Source organism: Methylomonas sp. HW2-6, from assembly GCF_052474525.1.
The window spans coordinates 2,520,141-2,534,017 of the sequence record NZ_CP184124.1; the positions used below are offsets into that span (position 1 = coordinate 2,520,141).

The window sequence follows — 13,877 nt, forward strand, 5'->3', positions numbered from 1 at the left end:
ATGTTGCCGGCCCGGGATCAGGGAGCCCAATACAACTCGACCGGCGCCTGCTCCTGATTCAACAGTGCCCGGATCGGCATGTCTTCGACCGGGCCAGGTTGTTGCGCGTTACCGAATACGGCCAGTTTGTCCTCGCCGGTGAACAGGATCACGATGCGCTCTGATTTCAGCAGGCCGTTGCGGGTCAAGCTCAGGCGTTCGGTGTTGGCGCCGGTGACCTCGCTCTGCGCCGCATTGATCGCCACGGTCAGTTGGGTGTTGTTTTCGCTCAGCGCCTCGGTCAGACCGGAGGCGTGCGGAAACAACGACGCGGTGTGGCCGTCGATGCCCATGCCGACGATGCTCAATGTAAAGGGTTGCGGTAAGGCCTGGTAACGGCCTTCGGTTTCGGCCTGGCCGGCAGCGGCGGTCGCGGCAGCGGTTTTCATGCCGACGAACTCGACGTTTCTGGCATTGTTGATCAACAGGCTGCGGCGGATCAGGGCTTCGTTGCTGGCACTGTGCTCAGCGTCCACCCAGCGTTCGTCGACCAGCGCGACTTTGATTTTTTTCCAGTTCAGATCGGATTTGGACAGTGCTTCATACAGCGGCGCCGGTGTGGTGCCGCCGGAAACCAGTAGCACGGCATGGCCGTGCTTGCTGATCGCTTCCGACAACACGTCGTGGCATTCCGCTACCAATGCGGTGAACAAGTGGTTTCGCTGTTCGAAAAAAAATTCTCTAACCATAATCGTTGTACTCGTGATGGATTTAGATGGTTACTCTTCCCACGCGCGGCCGTCGCGGGCCAAAAGCGCTACCGAGGCGATCGGGCCCCAGCTGCCGGCCGGATAGGATTTGGGCGCGCTGTGGCTGTGCGCCCAGGCGTCCTGGATCGAATCGACCCAAGTCCAGGCCTGTTCGATTTCCTCTCGGCTCAAAAACAGCGTCGGATTGCCGCGCAGGGCTTCCAGAATCAGTTTTTCGTAGCCGCCGAAGATGCTGTTTTTCTTGAAGGTTTCTGAGAAACTCAGGTCGAGCTTGGTTTGCTGCAGTTTGATGTTGCCGTCGATGCCGGGCACTTTGTTCAGCATCACCACCTCGACGCCCTCGTTGGGTTGCAGGTGGATCACCAGTTTGTTGGCAGGCAGGTCGCGGAAACTGTCTTTAAAGATGTTGTGCGGCAACTGTTTGAAATTGACCACGATCTCGGTGCGCTTGTTCGGCATGCGTTTGCCGGTGCGCATATAAAACGGCACGCCGGCCCAGCGCCAGTTGTCGATGTCTACCCGGATCGCGACAAAACTTTCGGTGGTGCTTTCCTTATTGGCGCCTTCCTCTTCCAGATAGCCCGGCACAGCCTGGCCTTTGATGAAGCCGGCGGTGTACTGGCCGCGCACGGTTTTCTCTTCGACGTTGCGCGCCGTGATCGGCCGCAGCGCTTTCAGAACTTTGATTTTCTCCATGTGGATGCTTTCCGCTTCCAGATCGGCCGGCGGTTCCATCGCGACGAAGGTCAGAATTTGCAACAGGTGGTTTTGCAACATGTCGCGTAACTGGCCGGTCTTGTCGAAATAGTCCCAGCGGCCTTCGATGCCGATGTCTTCGCCGACCGTGATCTGGATGTGGTCTATCGTATTGTGGTTCCAGTTGGTGGTGAAAATCGAATTGGCGAAGCGCAAGGCCAACAGGTTCAACACGGTTTCCTTGCCCAAATAGTGGTCGATCCGGTAGACCTGGTCTTCGTGAAAGGCGTCGGCGACGGCGTCGTTGATTTCTTTCGACGACTTCAAATCGTGGCCGATCGGTTTTTCCATCACCATCCGCGATTCCGGTGTCAATACGCCGCAGCTTTGCAGGCCCTGGCAAATGCTTTTGAACAAAAACGGCGCGACGGCGAAATAATTGACCATGACCCGTTTGTCCGGCTCCACGGCGGTGTTCAGCTGCAGGTATTGCTCAGGCTGAGTCAGGTCTATTTTCAAATAAGACAGGCGCTTGGAAAAACGTTGCCAGATTTCTTCGTTGATGGTGTTGTTCAAAAACGCCTCGAGACTGGCGCGGGCGATTTTGACGAAACCTTCGCTGGTCTCGTCGAGCCGGTCGACGCCGACGATGCGGGTGTCGGGTTCGAGTAATTCGGACTTTTCCAAGCGATATAACGAAATCAACAGTTTGCGCTTGGACAAATCACCCAGCGCGCCGTAAATCACCAAGTCGCAGGGTTTATAAGTGTGGTTTTTCATTCAATGGTACCCAAATACGCTGAAATCCGTTCGGTGCCGGCGGCGGTTCCGGACGGTGGCAAAATCCGGCGGGCCGAAATTAGCCGAAAATGCCGCCATTATACCGTTCCAAGAGCTTTTCGAACAAGAAAAAAGCCTGTAGGCCTTGATTTTACTGGGTTGTGCAGGAGGAACGGCTCAGCCGAAGCTTTCCGTGGTATAGCGGAAAAATCGCAGGCTGTCCGACCAATAAGCGGCCGGCAGGCCGGCTTTTTGTTTCAGGTGGGTCAGGAAACGGGCCGGTTCGGGCAGGTCGTCCCAAACCGCCGGTAGAAACGTCGCCCGCCGGCCGCCTTCCTGCAGAATCAAGCCATCCACGCCGGGGCGAAGCTGCTGCAGCAAGTCGGCTTCCGACTTGACCGGCAGCGGTTCCGCCGGCGCCAGCACCGAGATATGCAGATCGAGTCCGGCCAGTTCGCTGTCCCGCAGCGGCGGGAAGCGCGGATCGCGGAAGGCGGCGGCGAAGGCGTTTTCGGCCACGTCTTCGGCCAAAGGCCGCCGCGCTTCGAGCATGCCGATACAACCGCGCAACTGGCCGGCGCGTTCCAGCGTGACGAAGGTGGCGCGGCGGGCGGATAATTCGCCGGGATATTGTGCCGGATCGACGCTTAACGGCCGGCCGGTTTCCAGGCCGTGGCTAATCGATAGTCGGGCCAGCGCCAACAGCCGTTGGCGTTGGTCGTCAGTCAACGACATAGGCACCGTAGCCCACCACTTGCTGCTTGTCGCCGGCGGTGTCTCCGGAGTTGCGCAGATCTATGGTTTTGATCGACAGGCCTTTTTCTTCAAGTAATTTTAATAGGCCGTTCACCGCCACCTTGCCGCAGGCGTCCTCGCCGCCGATGTCCTGGTAGCGCAATTGTTCGATCAGTTGGCTGGTATTGCGGTCCATGCGTTGCGCGGTGGCGTAAGGGTGGTAGTGGCTTAGGTCGGAGCTGACCACCAGCAAGGTTTCCGGGCCGTCCCACAGCAGATCCAGCACTTGGCTGACCTGGTCCGGGCTGGCGTCTCCGGCCACGATCGGCACCAGGCTGAAGTCCCGCAAGACTTCCTGAAGAAACGGCAGGTGGACTTCCAGGCTGTGTTCCAGGGTATGAGCCTGCTCGATATATTCGACAAACGGTAGTTGCAATAAAGTTTCCACCGCGGCCCGGTCGACCAGGACGTCGCCGAGCGGCGTGGTGTAGGCGTGGGTTCTGCTGACCGCCAGACCGCGGAACGCCACCCGGTGCGAAGGTCCGATCAATACCACGCGTTTGATCGAGCCGGCTGCCGGCTTCAAGCGTACATAAGCGCTGGCCGCGATCGGCCCCGAATAGAGATAGCCGGCGTGCGGGGCAATAATGGCTTTGGGAACTTGGTCCGCCGGTTCGGCCTGCTGCAGAAAGCCGACGATTTCGGCGTGGAGTTGTTGGGGTTGCGCCGGGTAGAAGCGGCCGGCGACCGCTGGTTTTCTGTTCATGCGCTGATCCTTATTAGAGTTGTAATCGATCAGTAAGCCTGGGCCGGCTGCGGCTGTCGAAATAACTACAGTTCGCGCCTGCTCCGGCGTTATTCTACTGCTAACTGCATCGGTAACGACCGGATTTTTTCGGCGAGGTTCAAGGAGCAACACCATGGCCACATTACTTAGTTCCGACACTGCTGCCACCCGCTATTGGCACGTCCTGGCCGACGGCAAAGTGCAATGCGATTTGTGCCCGCGCTTTTGCAAACTTCACGAAAGCCAGCGTGGCTTGTGCTTTGTCCGGCAGAATCTGGGGCAGCAAATCGTCATGACCAGCTACGGCCGTTCCAGCGGCTTTGCGGTCGACCCGATCGAAAAGAAACCGCTGAACCATTTTTTGCCCGGTACGCCTATCCTGTCGTTCGGCACCGCCGGTTGCAATCTGGCCTGCAAATTTTGCCAGAACTGGGATATCAGCAAATCGCGGGAAATGGATACTTTGATGAGTCGCGCCAGTCCGGAAGCGATCGCCAAGGCGGCATTGGAGCAGGGCTGCAGCAGCGTGGCTTATACCTACAACGATCCCGTGGTGTTTCATGAATACGCTATCGATACCGCCCAGGCCTGCCGAGAACTCGGGTTGAAGTCGGTGGCGGTGACCGCCGGTTACGTTTGTGCCGACCCGCGCGCCGAGTTTTACCGATACATGGATGCGGCGAATGTCGATCTGAAAGCGTTTTCCGAGGATTTTTACCACAAAATCACCGGCGGCCATTTGCAGCCGGTGTTGGAAACGTTGGTGTATCTGAAGCGGGAAACTCAGGTTTGGTTTGAGCTGACCACCTTGCTGATTCCGGACGAAAACGATTCCGAAGCCGAATTGCAGGCGATGACGCAGTGGGTGGTCGAGAATCTGGGGCCGGAGGTGCCGATGCATTTCACCGCCTTTCATCCGGACTGGAAAATGACGGATAAACCGCATACGCCGGTCGCGTCGTTGCTGATGGCCCGCAAAATCGCGCTGGAAAACGGCGTGCGTTACGCCTACGTCGGCAACGCGCACGACAAGACAGCGGAGAGTACTTACTGCCACCACTGTGGCGAACTATTGATCGGCAGAGACTGGTACGTGTTATCGGACTGGAACCTGGATGCCGCAGGCAATTGCCGCTTTTGCGGTACGCGTTGCGCCGGCCTGTTTCAAGCCCAACCCGGCGTTTGGGGAGCAAAGCGGCGGGCGATAAGTTTTTGAAAATTCGGACTATGCTTGATTTTGCGAAGAGGTTCTCAATATTTTGCGGATTGTAAAAAATTAAATATGATGTGGCTTTAACGGAAGCGACCTACTTTAGCCGTGGTTCGCCGATATTTGCGACGGTTTGCCCCGTCGTCTGCACCAATAAATACCGAGTTGTTTTAACAGTCCGGGAGCACGAATGAAAAAAAAGCGCAATCTCGACCGCGACGGGTTGGACGGTATACTGCCTGATTTAAGGAAGGGCGTGGCCGCACCAGCGTCTGCCTCGTCGCGAGAGGCGACAGCGGCCAAACCGCGCCGGGCGAAGGTGATACCGCTGTTTACCGCACTGGGCGCGTTGGTGGCGGCGGCGTTGTGGTTGGATCGCTATGTGCCGAGCCCGCCTGTGGCAGGAACCGATTCTTTGGCTTCGGCGGCAGGCGGCGGAGCCGGAACCGACTCGAAACAATCAGCGATTTTGGCCCCATCGCCAGCGATAGCCGATGGCGGCAAAGCGGAGCCAGTTGCTGCCGCCAGTCCGAATCAAGCCGGGCAGACGATTGACGCCCACCCCCCTGCGGAGGACATTTTGGCGCAATTGCCGACCGAACCCACTGCAGCTGGTATTCCCAAAACAACCGCGGGAAGCGGGACGGATGTCAATGCGCCGGCCGGCCCACGTTTTACCGTTTATTTTAAATTCGACTCCAGCCAGCTGACGTCGCAATCGAGTGCCGCTGTGGGCGAATTGCTGGCGGCGGCGCAAAGCTGTTCCGGGAAAGTCCGCTTGCTTGGACATACTTGCAATTTAGGCACCGACGCCGGCAACCGCTGGCTCGGGCAGATCAGGGCGAATACCGTCAAAAAGATGCTGGCTGCCCGCGGTGTTCCACCGCAAAACATCGTTACCGCCTCGGATGGCATGGCGCAGCCGGCGGCGCCCAACGACACCAAAGCCGGCCAGGCGTTGAACCGCAGGGTGGAACTGCATTGCCTGGACCAATAACCGAACGAGGAGAGTAGAGGTCATGTTACAAAATACCAAATCAGATTATCAGATCGCCCAGCAGCAAATTCTCGACGGCATTATTTCCGGCCAGTTCGAAATCGAAAACCGCAACGATTTGGGGCCGTTGATCCCGATTCGCCTGTTTCAAGCCTTGCGGATGGTGGCGCTGGGGTCGAATGTCGAGGAAATCCTGGGCCAGGGCGCGCCGTCGCTGGTTTACCATTCCGGGCAAAGCCTGGGTTTGGCCATGGGCCAGATCGCCGTGGCCAACATCGATAAAGACCTGGAGACTTACGTCGGCAAGATCAAAATGCTGTGTCGGCAATTGAGCATCGGCCTGGTGGTGCCGGATAAAGTCGATTTGTCGGCCGGGGTGCTGGAGTTGCGCGTCGACGAGTGCGTGTCCTGCGCCGGCATTCACAACGTCTCGGCGCCGATCTGCCATTTCGAGGCCGGGATGGTGGGCGGTATCGTCAAGACTTTTTTCAAGCGCAACGTCAAGGCAACCGAGACCAAGTGCAACGCGTTGGGCGACAAGACCTGTCTGATCCGCGTCGATTTGCTGTAGGCAGGCCTATATAAAACGATAATCAGGAGTACGGCATGAGTAGTAACGTCCAATTTCTCGATCCGCGGAAATCTCAAAACAACGAGATCGATTCGATTTTGCGCAACCTGATGAGTATCCAGGGAGTATCGGCGGCGGCGATTGTCGATAGCGACGGTTTTGTCACCCATATTCATCGCGATTTCGAAATCAACACCGACGCCATCGGCGCTTCGGTGCAGGTGGTGTTCGGTGCGGCCGCCAAAGCGGCGCAGCATGTCGGCCACCATTCCACCAACATGGTGATTTGCGAAAATTCCGAGGGCTATATCTTATCGACGCCGATCGAGGCCGGTTTCATGCTGGCTTTGGTGACGCAACGCGAGGCGCTGCTGGGCCGGGTGCGCTTTGAGTTGAAAGAAACCATTCCGGTGTTGAAACGGCTGTTCAGCAGTTATCTGGCTAATTAAGACGCATTGAAGTGACAGATATGCATTGGTTTGAATCCCAGTTGGCCGAATTGGATCGGCTCGCTGCAGATTATCTCGCCGCGCAACGCCAATCGGGCGGCGATATCGTCAACGTCAGCGAATCGGCCAGGACCAAGCGCGCGGCTTTTATCGACGCTGTACAGGCGCTGGTGGATAAGGTGGTCAAAATCAAAGGGATAGCCGCTTGCGCGGCTTACCACGACGGCCTGATTCTGGCGCAATCGGCCGAGGTGCCGCATATCGACGCTTTCGGCGCGGTGATTCAGGAAACCATTCGTGCCGCTCAGCACGGTCAGGTCTCGTTGAGTCTTGGAGCTATCGAACAGATCGTTATCGTCGGCGTCGACCATAAACTGGCCATGCTCAGCGTCGGCCCTATCATTTTGTGCATTTACAGCCCGAAACAGGTCAATCTGGCTTCGGTGTTGAGCCGGCAGGCTTAAGTTATTGCTTTCGCCGCCGCCGGTGCGGCGTCACAGCTCGGCGAGGTTGTCGGCAGGCGCGTTATTGTGCGCCAAGTCGCTAATCGGCGAGTTTTGGAGCGCTTCCAACTCGCTTAATTTCTTCCAGCGGTTAATAATCAGGCAAAACAATTGCGCGGTCTGCTCGGCATCGTACAACGCCGAATGGGCACGGGAGTTATCCCAGTCCAGTCCGGCCGCTTGCGCAATTTTGGCCAGTACGGTCTGGCCGTAGACCAGGCCGCCCAGGGTAGCGGTATCGAAGCTGCTGAAGGGGTGAAACGGGCTGCGCTTATGGTTGGTGCGGTCGATCGCGGCATTCAGGAAATTGATATCGAATGCCGGGTTGTGGCCGACCAGGATCGCCCGTTTGCAATGGTTGCGTTTAACGGCGGCCTTGATCGGCGTAAACAACTTGTTCAACGCCTCTTTTTCTTCGATTGCCATGCGAAACGGGTGGTAGGGATCGATACCGTTGAACTTCAAGGCGGCTTCGTCGAGTTCGGAATTTTTGAACGGGATGATATTGCAATGGTGTTTTTCGGTAACCCGCAGCAGGCCGTCCGCATCGGGTTCGACGATTACCGCGGCGATTTCCAGCAACGGGTTTTTTTTGGCATTGAAACCGGCGGTTTCGATATCGACAATGACTGGCAAATAGCCTCTGAAACGATCGCCTAACGGGTTGAAAGTGCTTTGCATCGAGCTGCGGGTTGGTAAAAAAAATGGGTTGTATGCTATGTTACGTGAGTTTTGGATAGGTATAAACAATATTCAATTTGATGAGGTTTGTTATGCAAAATAGAAATACCACTTGGCTGGTCGCAGGGTTGTTGGTTTTGGCCAATGGTTGCGCGACGGTACACACCGTCGATCCTAAGGATCCCTGGCAGAGTTGGAACCGAAGCGTACAGTCGTTCAACGACGGCGTCGACGACTACGTGATGAAGCCGGTGGCCAAAGGCTACCGCTGGGTGACGCCGGACGTCGTCGACCAGGGCGTGACCAATTTTTTCAGTAACATCGACGATATCGGCGTTTGTGCCAACGACGCGCTGCAAGGCAAATTCGCCCAGTCCGGAGCCGACGGCGCCCGGTTTCTGGTCAATACCACGGCTGGTGTAGCCGGTTTGATCGATGTCGGTAGCATGATCGGCTTGGCCAAACACAATGAAGATTTCGACCAAACCCTGGGTTACTGGGGGGTTCCGACCGGTCCGTATTTGGTGTTGCCGTTCTTCGGACCCAGCTCGCCGCGCGGCGTATTCGGGTTGGTCGGCGACGCGGCGATGAATCCGTTTACTTATGCCGGCATCTACTTGAACCCGGGTTGGGTAGGCGCCGCCGCCTCGATCGGGCCGGGTGCGTTGAAAGTGATCGATGCCCGTGCCGATTTGTTGGGTCTGGAAAAAGTCGCGACCGAAGCGGCGTTGGATCGGTACGAATTTTTCAAGAACGCCTATCTGTCCAGACGCAACTACCTGATCCACGACGGCAACGTGCCGGAAGACGACGTGCTGAAATTCGACGAAATGAAAGACCAGGGTTACGGGCCGTGGGATCCTAACCCGTATTAAGTTTTTTCCGATACTAAACCAAGGCCGCTGGGCGTAAGCCTCGCGGCCTTTTTTATTCGGCGAGGCTGGTGTTGACGAAGTCTGCCGTCACCGACTCCAGCCGGGCCGGCACAATCAGGTTTTCCAGGGATCGCCCGGCCGGGACGTCGCAGGCCACCCGCAAATAATTCGGGGTATAGCCGAAATAGCGCAGATCGCCGTTTGCTAAGGTTTCGGTCTGGCCTTCCCACAGCACCGGCACCACGCATCCGAGGTTGCTTTCGGTAAATGCCTGTTTCATTGTTTCGGCCAGCGCGTGCAATTCCCGGCTGCGTTGCCGTTTCAGGTCCGGCGAGATTTGATCGGGCAGCCCGGCGGCTTTGGTGCCCTCGCGCGGCGAATAGCTGAAGATGTGGATATGGCCGAAGCCGACGCGCTGGATGTATTCGACGCTTTCCCGCCATTCTTGCTCGGTTTCGCCGGGGAAGCCGACGATGATGTCGGTGGTGACGTTGAAATGCGGAATCGTGCTGCGGGCTTGGTTCACCAATTCGGCGAACTCGGCGGTTTTGCAGCGCCGCGCCATGCGCCGCAACACGCTGTCGCTGCCGCTCTGTAACGGTAGATGCAGATGCGGCATCAGCCGCGGGTTTTTGAATAGCTCGAAGAAACCGTCCGGCAACTCCCAAGGTTCCAAAGAGCCCATGCGCAGACGCGGAATCTCGGTCCGTGCCAAAATGGCCTGTACCAGTTCGGCCAGATTGCTGCCGATATCGCTGCCGTACCCGCCCAAGTGCACACCGGTAATGATGGCTTCGTTGATGCCTTGCCCATGCAGTGCATTGATTTCGGCGACGACCTCGTCGACGCTGCGGCTGCGTTCCTCGCCACGGGCGACGGTGACGATGCAAAACGTGCAGCGGTAACGGCAACCGTCTTGAACTTTGACGAAGGCGCGCTGGCGGCCGCGGCTAAACAACGACACCTCGCCGGGTTCGGTCGACATCGCCGGCATGCTGTCCATGTTTAGTTCGCTCAAAGTGCGTTCGACCAACTGGTTTTTGTCGTTATTGCCGACAATCAGATCGACGCCCATCAATTGTGCGGCTTCGCTTTCGTTCAAGGTGGCATAACACCCGCTGACTACCAGTTTGGCTTGCGGATTGTCGCGGTGCACGCGCCGAATCAATTGTTTGGATTTTTTCACCGCATCCTGTGTCACCGCGCAGGAGTTGATCACGACCAATTGCGCGTCGTTGACGTTGCGGGTGATGGCATGGCCTTTGGCTTGAAAGGCCTGGGCCCAGGTTTCCAGTTCCGCCTCGTTCAGACGGCAACCCAGGGTTTTTAAATGTATCTGCATTTGTGCTTCGTTTCCAAGTTTTACGGCGAATCGAGCCGCCGGTTCGGCTATTAGCCAAAAAACCAATAAGTCACCAAAATCGCGGCAACGATGCCGCCAATGTCGGCAATGATGCCGCAGGCCGCGGCATGGCGGATGCGTTTGATGTTAACCGCGCCGAAATACACCGCCAGCACGTAGAACGTGGTTTCGGTGCTGCCTTGTACCACCGAAGCCAGCCGGCCGGCAAACGAATCGGCGCCGTGTGCCTGCATTGTATCTATCATCATCGCCCGGGCGCCGCTGCCGCTGAACGGCTTCATCAATGCAGTCGGCAGACCGTCGATAAAGCGGTTGTCGATACCGTAATTGTCCACAAGCCAGCGGACGCCGTCGGTGATAAAACTCAACGCGCCGCTGGCCCGGAATACACCGAACGCCACCAGCATCGCCACCAAATACGGAATGATGCCGATCGCGGTTTGAAAGCCTTGCTTGGCGCCGTCGATGAACAATTCGTAGGCGTTGAGGCCTTTGCTTACGGCGGCGGCGATGAATGCGACCACCAAACCGAGCAAAATAACGTGGCTGGCCAGCGACGATTGTGCCAGCATCTCCGCTTGGTTCAAGCCGGAGAAATAGCTCAATAGTCCGGCCAGCAATGCGCTGATGCCGCCCAAATAGGCCAGTACCACTTTGTCTAACAGGTTGATTTTTTGCACCCAGGCCACCGCCAGCAAGCCGGTTAAGGTCGACACATAGGTCGCGATCAAAATCGGCAGGAACACGTCGGTCGGATTGGCGGCGCCGAGCTGGGCCCGGTAGGCGAAAATCGTCACCGGAAACAGCGTCACCGACGAAGTGTTGAGCACCAAAAACAGAATTTGCGCGTCGCTGGCTTGCTCCGGCCGCGGGTTTAGCGTTTGCATTTCCTGCATGGCTTTAATGCCCATCGGTGTAGCGGCGTTGTCCAGGCCCAACATATTGGCGGCGATGTTCATCGTGATCGCTCCCAGCGCCGGGTGGCCCTGCGGAATTTCCGGCATCAACCGGCTAAACAGCGGGTTCAGCGCGCGGGTCAGTAATTCGATGAAACCGCTGTGTTCGCCGATTTTCATGATGCCCATCCACAACGCCAATATGCCGCCCAGACCCAACGAAATTTCGAATGCGGTTTTCGCCAGACTGAACATCGCCGCGACCATTTCCGAAAATACTCGAGTGTCGCCCAGCAGCAAGAGCTTGAAACTGGCGACGGCGAACGCCGACAGGAAAAAAAAGACCCAGATCAGGTTGAGCACAAGGAAAGGCGATTTGGATTGGCAACGGCAAAATTAGCGCTATTTTAGCAATTTAGCTTCGTCGGCGGCGCGGAAAATAGTAATTCGTGCAAGCGCTCTGACACTGCGGTTCAGCCCACGTAACGAAACGGCAAATAGTGCGGATGCCATTGGTTGGCGGCAATAAAGTCGGCCAAATTTGCCGGATCCAGGTCGGTTCGGCTAGCCGAGCCGTCGGCGATGGCTTTGGCTAACACCCGCTCCGCGACGTAGCTGCTGATTTTCTGCAAATCGGCAATAGGCGGGTAGATCGCGCCGGCGTCGGGTTCGAATTCGGCGATGTAGTCAGCCAGGGCATAAGCCGATTCCAGCACCATCGCGTCGCTGATACGGCGACACTCGCCGAGCATCGCCGCCAAGCCCAGGCCGGGAAAGATGAAGGCGTTGTTACCTTGGCCGATTTTATGGCGGGTGCCGCGGTATTCGATATCGGCGAACGGACTGCCGGTGGCGACGATGGCGCGGCCCTCGCTCCAGGCGATGATGTCCGCCGGCGTCGCCTCGCAATTGGCGGTCGGATTGGACAGCGGCATCACGATCGGGTTGAGGCAGTTGCCGGCCATGGTACGGATCAGCTCTTCGCCGAACAAGCCGGTGGCGCCGGTTAGTCCGATCAAGAGGCTAGGTTTGGCGTGGCTGACTACTTCGAATAACGAGGGCTGGCTATGCTCAGGAATACCCCAGGCTTGGCCGATTGTTGCCGGTTGGGCGATGCCGTGTTTGTAGTGCTCCAGCTCCCGGTCTGCGACGACCAGGCCGGATATGTCGACCACGTACAGGTGTTGCCGGGCTTGGGCCTCGCTCAATCCGGCATCCATCAGGCCGGCCTTGATCACGCTGGCGACGCCAATACCGGCGGCGCCGGCACCGGCAATGACAATGGTCTGTTCGGTCAGCGTTTGGCCAAGCCGGCGGCAGGCGGCCAATATTCCAGCCAGCGCCATTGCGCCGGTACCCTGGATGTCGTCGTTGAAGCAGGGCACTTTGTCCCGGTAGCGGGCCAGCACGTCGAAGGCTACGTCCTTGGTAAAGTCCTCCCACTGAATGATGGCTTTGGGCCAGATCCGATGGGCGGCGGCGACGAATTTATCCACCATCGCAAAATAGGCCTCCCGCCCCAAACGTTTGGCGCGCACGCCCAAATAGTGCGGGTCGTCCAGCAATTCGTCGCGATTGGTGCCGACGTCCAGATTGATCGGCAAGGTTTGGAACGGGCAGACGCCGCCGCCGACCGTATAGAGCGCCAGTTTGCCGATGCAGATCGACAGGCCGCCCATGCCCTGGTCGCCGATGCCCAGAATCGCCGAAGCGTCGGTGACCACGATCATGCGGATGTCGTGCCAGGGGTAGTTTTTTAAAATCGCATCGGCGCGGTCGATGTTGTTCGGCGACAGGGTCAAGCCGCGGGCGGTGCGGTAGAGCGAGCTGAACTTCTGCACCGCGAGGCCAATGGTCGGCGTATAGACGATGGGGACTATCTCTTCCAGATGCCGCTCCAGTATCGCGTAAAACAAGATTTCGGAGCGGTCCTGGATCGCTCGCAGAAATTGGTATTTGGAAATATCGTCGGCCTGCTGCCGGTAACTGAAATACAAGCGCTCGATTTGTTGCTCCAGCGTCGTCACTTGCGGTGGCAATAAGCCGTCCAAACCCAGATCGATGCGCTCCTGCTCGGTGAAAGCGGTGCCTTTATTGCTGGCCGGCAACTTCAGCAGGGTCATGCCGCGGATAGACACCGCCAGGTAAGGCTTGCCGTCCTGGTCTTGGCGGTATTCGAAGTAGTCGCTGAGTCTGGTCATCGGGTGTATGTAGTTATTCCCAAACAGCCGTGCAGTCTATCCGAGCTGGCAGGCGTTTGCTGGTTTGATTATTGGTATCAGCTACAAGCAAATGCGGTGCCAGGGCCAGCGCGATGGCACGACTTGGCCGGCGGATCGGCTTAACTCGGCTGCGATTTCGGTTGGACTTTGGATTTGAGGCGCGATTATGCGGGTATCGGGCCTGTTTTGGAGTTGCCGCTGGCAGAATAATACGGAATGGGTTGCGGTAAAGGTTGTTTGGCCCGATTCGCGAGTGATGCAATCTCGATATCGCGACCCGCGACGAGGAATGGTCGCACCAATAACGGACTCTACCGATCCCGGCGCACTGAAATAGTTCGGTGGTGCCGGTCCTCCCTGGCG

14 protein-coding genes are annotated in these 13,877 nt (G+C 57.5%); 6 read left to right on the forward strand and 8 right to left on the reverse strand.

Annotated features, from left to right (window positions below; all coding sequences use genetic code 11):
• Positions 1–17: 17 nt before the first annotated feature.
• The 4 genes from pgl to amrB all read right to left on the reverse strand — a co-directional run bounded on the left by pgl (position 18) and on the right by amrB (position 3,726).
• Complete coding sequence (gene pgl, locus ACH518_RS12535; protein WP_445370324.1) at positions 18–728, reverse strand: 6-phosphogluconolactonase; 711 nt, start codon at positions 726–728, stop codon at positions 18–20.
• Positions 729–758: 30 nt separating this feature from the next.
• Positions 759–2,225, reverse strand: coding sequence for a glucose-6-phosphate dehydrogenase (gene zwf, locus ACH518_RS12540; protein ID WP_278212309.1), 1,467 nt, complete (start codon positions 2,223–2,225; stop codon positions 759–761).
• A 177-nt stretch (positions 2,226–2,402) separates the two neighbouring features.
• Entirely contained in the window at positions 2,403–2,960 is a 558-nt protein-coding gene (amrA, locus tag ACH518_RS12545) for an AmmeMemoRadiSam system protein A (protein ID WP_445370325.1), read from the reverse strand.
• The gene (amrB, locus tag ACH518_RS12550) at positions 2,947–3,726 is read right to left on the reverse strand and encodes an AmmeMemoRadiSam system protein B (RefSeq protein WP_278212307.1); all 780 of its coding nucleotides are present in this window, start codon (positions 3,724–3,726) and stop codon (positions 2,947–2,949) included. Before amrB ends, amrA begins: the two co-directional genes overlap by 14 nt.
• 154 nt (positions 3,727–3,880) lie before the next feature.
• Between amrB and amrS the strand changes: the two genes are divergently transcribed.
• The 5 genes from amrS to ACH518_RS12575 all read left to right on the forward strand — a co-directional run bounded on the left by amrS (position 3,881) and on the right by ACH518_RS12575 (position 7,438).
• Positions 3,881–4,963: an AmmeMemoRadiSam system radical SAM enzyme gene (gene amrS / locus ACH518_RS12555; protein WP_445370326.1), complete on the forward strand. Its 1,083-nt coding sequence runs from the start codon at positions 3,881–3,883 to the stop codon at positions 4,961–4,963.
• Positions 4,964–5,147: 184 nt separating this feature from the next.
• Positions 5,148–5,954, forward strand: a complete 807-nt coding sequence (locus ACH518_RS12560) for an OmpA family protein (RefSeq protein ID WP_445370327.1) — start codon at positions 5,148–5,150, stop codon at positions 5,952–5,954.
• A gap of 22 nt (positions 5,955–5,976) precedes the next feature.
• Positions 5,977–6,525 carry a V4R domain-containing protein gene (locus ACH518_RS12565; protein ID WP_445370328.1) on the forward strand — a complete coding sequence of 183 codons (549 nt, stop codon included), beginning with the start codon at positions 5,977–5,979 and terminating at the stop codon, positions 6,523–6,525.
• Between the two features lie 35 nt (positions 6,526–6,560).
• The gene (locus ACH518_RS12570; RefSeq protein WP_140913311.1) at positions 6,561–6,974 is read left to right on the forward strand and encodes a roadblock/LC7 domain-containing protein; all 414 of its coding nucleotides are present in this window, start codon (positions 6,561–6,563) and stop codon (positions 6,972–6,974) included.
• A gap of 20 nt (positions 6,975–6,994) precedes the next feature.
• Positions 6,995–7,438 (forward strand): roadblock/LC7 domain-containing protein, encoded by a 444-nt coding sequence (locus tag ACH518_RS12575; protein WP_140913312.1) that lies wholly within the window; start codon positions 6,995–6,997, stop codon positions 7,436–7,438.
• A 30-nt stretch (positions 7,439–7,468) separates the two neighbouring features.
• Here ACH518_RS12575 and rnt read toward each other — a convergent pair whose 3' ends face one another.
• Positions 7,469–8,158 carry a ribonuclease T gene (gene rnt, locus ACH518_RS12580; RefSeq protein ID WP_140913313.1) on the reverse strand — a complete coding sequence of 230 codons (690 nt, stop codon included), beginning with the start codon at positions 8,156–8,158 and terminating at the stop codon, positions 7,469–7,471.
• A 92-nt stretch (positions 8,159–8,250) separates the two neighbouring features.
• On the opposite strand from rnt, the gene ACH518_RS12585 reads away from it, so the two are divergent.
• A complete protein-coding gene (locus tag ACH518_RS12585; RefSeq protein ID WP_278212303.1) occupies positions 8,251–9,033 on the forward strand; it encodes an MlaA family lipoprotein in 783 nt (260 codons plus the stop codon).
• A gap of 52 nt (positions 9,034–9,085) precedes the next feature.
• On the opposite strand, the gene mtaB is transcribed toward ACH518_RS12585, so the two are convergent.
• The 3 genes from mtaB to ACH518_RS12600 form a co-directional block, all read right to left on the reverse strand.
• A complete protein-coding gene (mtaB, locus tag ACH518_RS12590) occupies positions 9,086–10,375 on the reverse strand; it encodes a tRNA (N(6)-L-threonylcarbamoyladenosine(37)-C(2))-methylthiotransferase MtaB (RefSeq protein ID WP_445370329.1) in 1,290 nt (429 codons plus the stop codon).
• 50 nt (positions 10,376–10,425) lie between these two features.
• Positions 10,426–11,655 carry a nucleoside recognition domain-containing protein gene (locus ACH518_RS12595; protein WP_445370330.1) on the reverse strand — a complete coding sequence of 410 codons (1,230 nt, stop codon included), beginning with the start codon at positions 11,653–11,655 and terminating at the stop codon, positions 10,426–10,428.
• Between the two features lie 110 nt (positions 11,656–11,765).
• The gene (locus ACH518_RS12600) at positions 11,766–13,493 is read right to left on the reverse strand and encodes an NAD-dependent malic enzyme (RefSeq protein ID WP_445370331.1); all 1,728 of its coding nucleotides are present in this window, start codon (positions 13,491–13,493) and stop codon (positions 11,766–11,768) included.
• Positions 13,494–13,877 lie beyond the last annotated feature (384 nt).

Bases quoted from the DNA above. Each gene is read 5' to 3' on its own strand.
- pgl (WP_445370324.1), bottom strand. From the start codon at position 728: ATGGTTAGAGAATTTTTTTTCGAACAGCGAAACCACTTGTTCACCGCA.
- zwf (WP_278212309.1), bottom strand. From the start codon at position 2,225: ATGAAAAACCACACTTATAAACCCTGCGACTTGGTGATTTACGGCGCG.
- amrA (WP_445370325.1), bottom strand. From the start codon at position 2,960: ATGTCGTTGACTGACGACCAACGCCAACGGCTGTTGGCGCTGGCCCGA.
- amrB (WP_278212307.1), bottom strand. From the start codon at position 3,726: ATGAACAGAAAACCAGCGGTCGCCGGCCGCTTCTACCCGGCGCAACCC.
- amrS (WP_445370326.1), top strand. From the start codon at position 3,881: ATGGCCACATTACTTAGTTCCGACACTGCTGCCACCCGCTATTGGCAC.
- ACH518_RS12560 (WP_445370327.1), top strand. From the start codon at position 5,148: ATGAAAAAAAAGCGCAATCTCGACCGCGACGGGTTGGACGGTATACTG.
- ACH518_RS12565 (WP_445370328.1), top strand. From the start codon at position 5,977: ATGTTACAAAATACCAAATCAGATTATCAGATCGCCCAGCAGCAAATT.
- ACH518_RS12570 (WP_140913311.1), top strand. From the start codon at position 6,561: ATGAGTAGTAACGTCCAATTTCTCGATCCGCGGAAATCTCAAAACAAC.
- ACH518_RS12575 (WP_140913312.1), top strand. From the start codon at position 6,995: ATGCATTGGTTTGAATCCCAGTTGGCCGAATTGGATCGGCTCGCTGCA.
- rnt (WP_140913313.1), bottom strand. From the start codon at position 8,158: ATGCAAAGCACTTTCAACCCGTTAGGCGATCGTTTCAGAGGCTATTTG.
- ACH518_RS12585 (WP_278212303.1), top strand. From the start codon at position 8,251: ATGCAAAATAGAAATACCACTTGGCTGGTCGCAGGGTTGTTGGTTTTG.
- mtaB (WP_445370329.1), bottom strand. From the start codon at position 10,375: ATGCAGATACATTTAAAAACCCTGGGTTGCCGTCTGAACGAGGCGGAA.
- ACH518_RS12600 (WP_445370331.1), bottom strand. From the start codon at position 13,493: ATGACCAGACTCAGCGACTACTTCGAATACCGCCAAGACCAGGACGGC.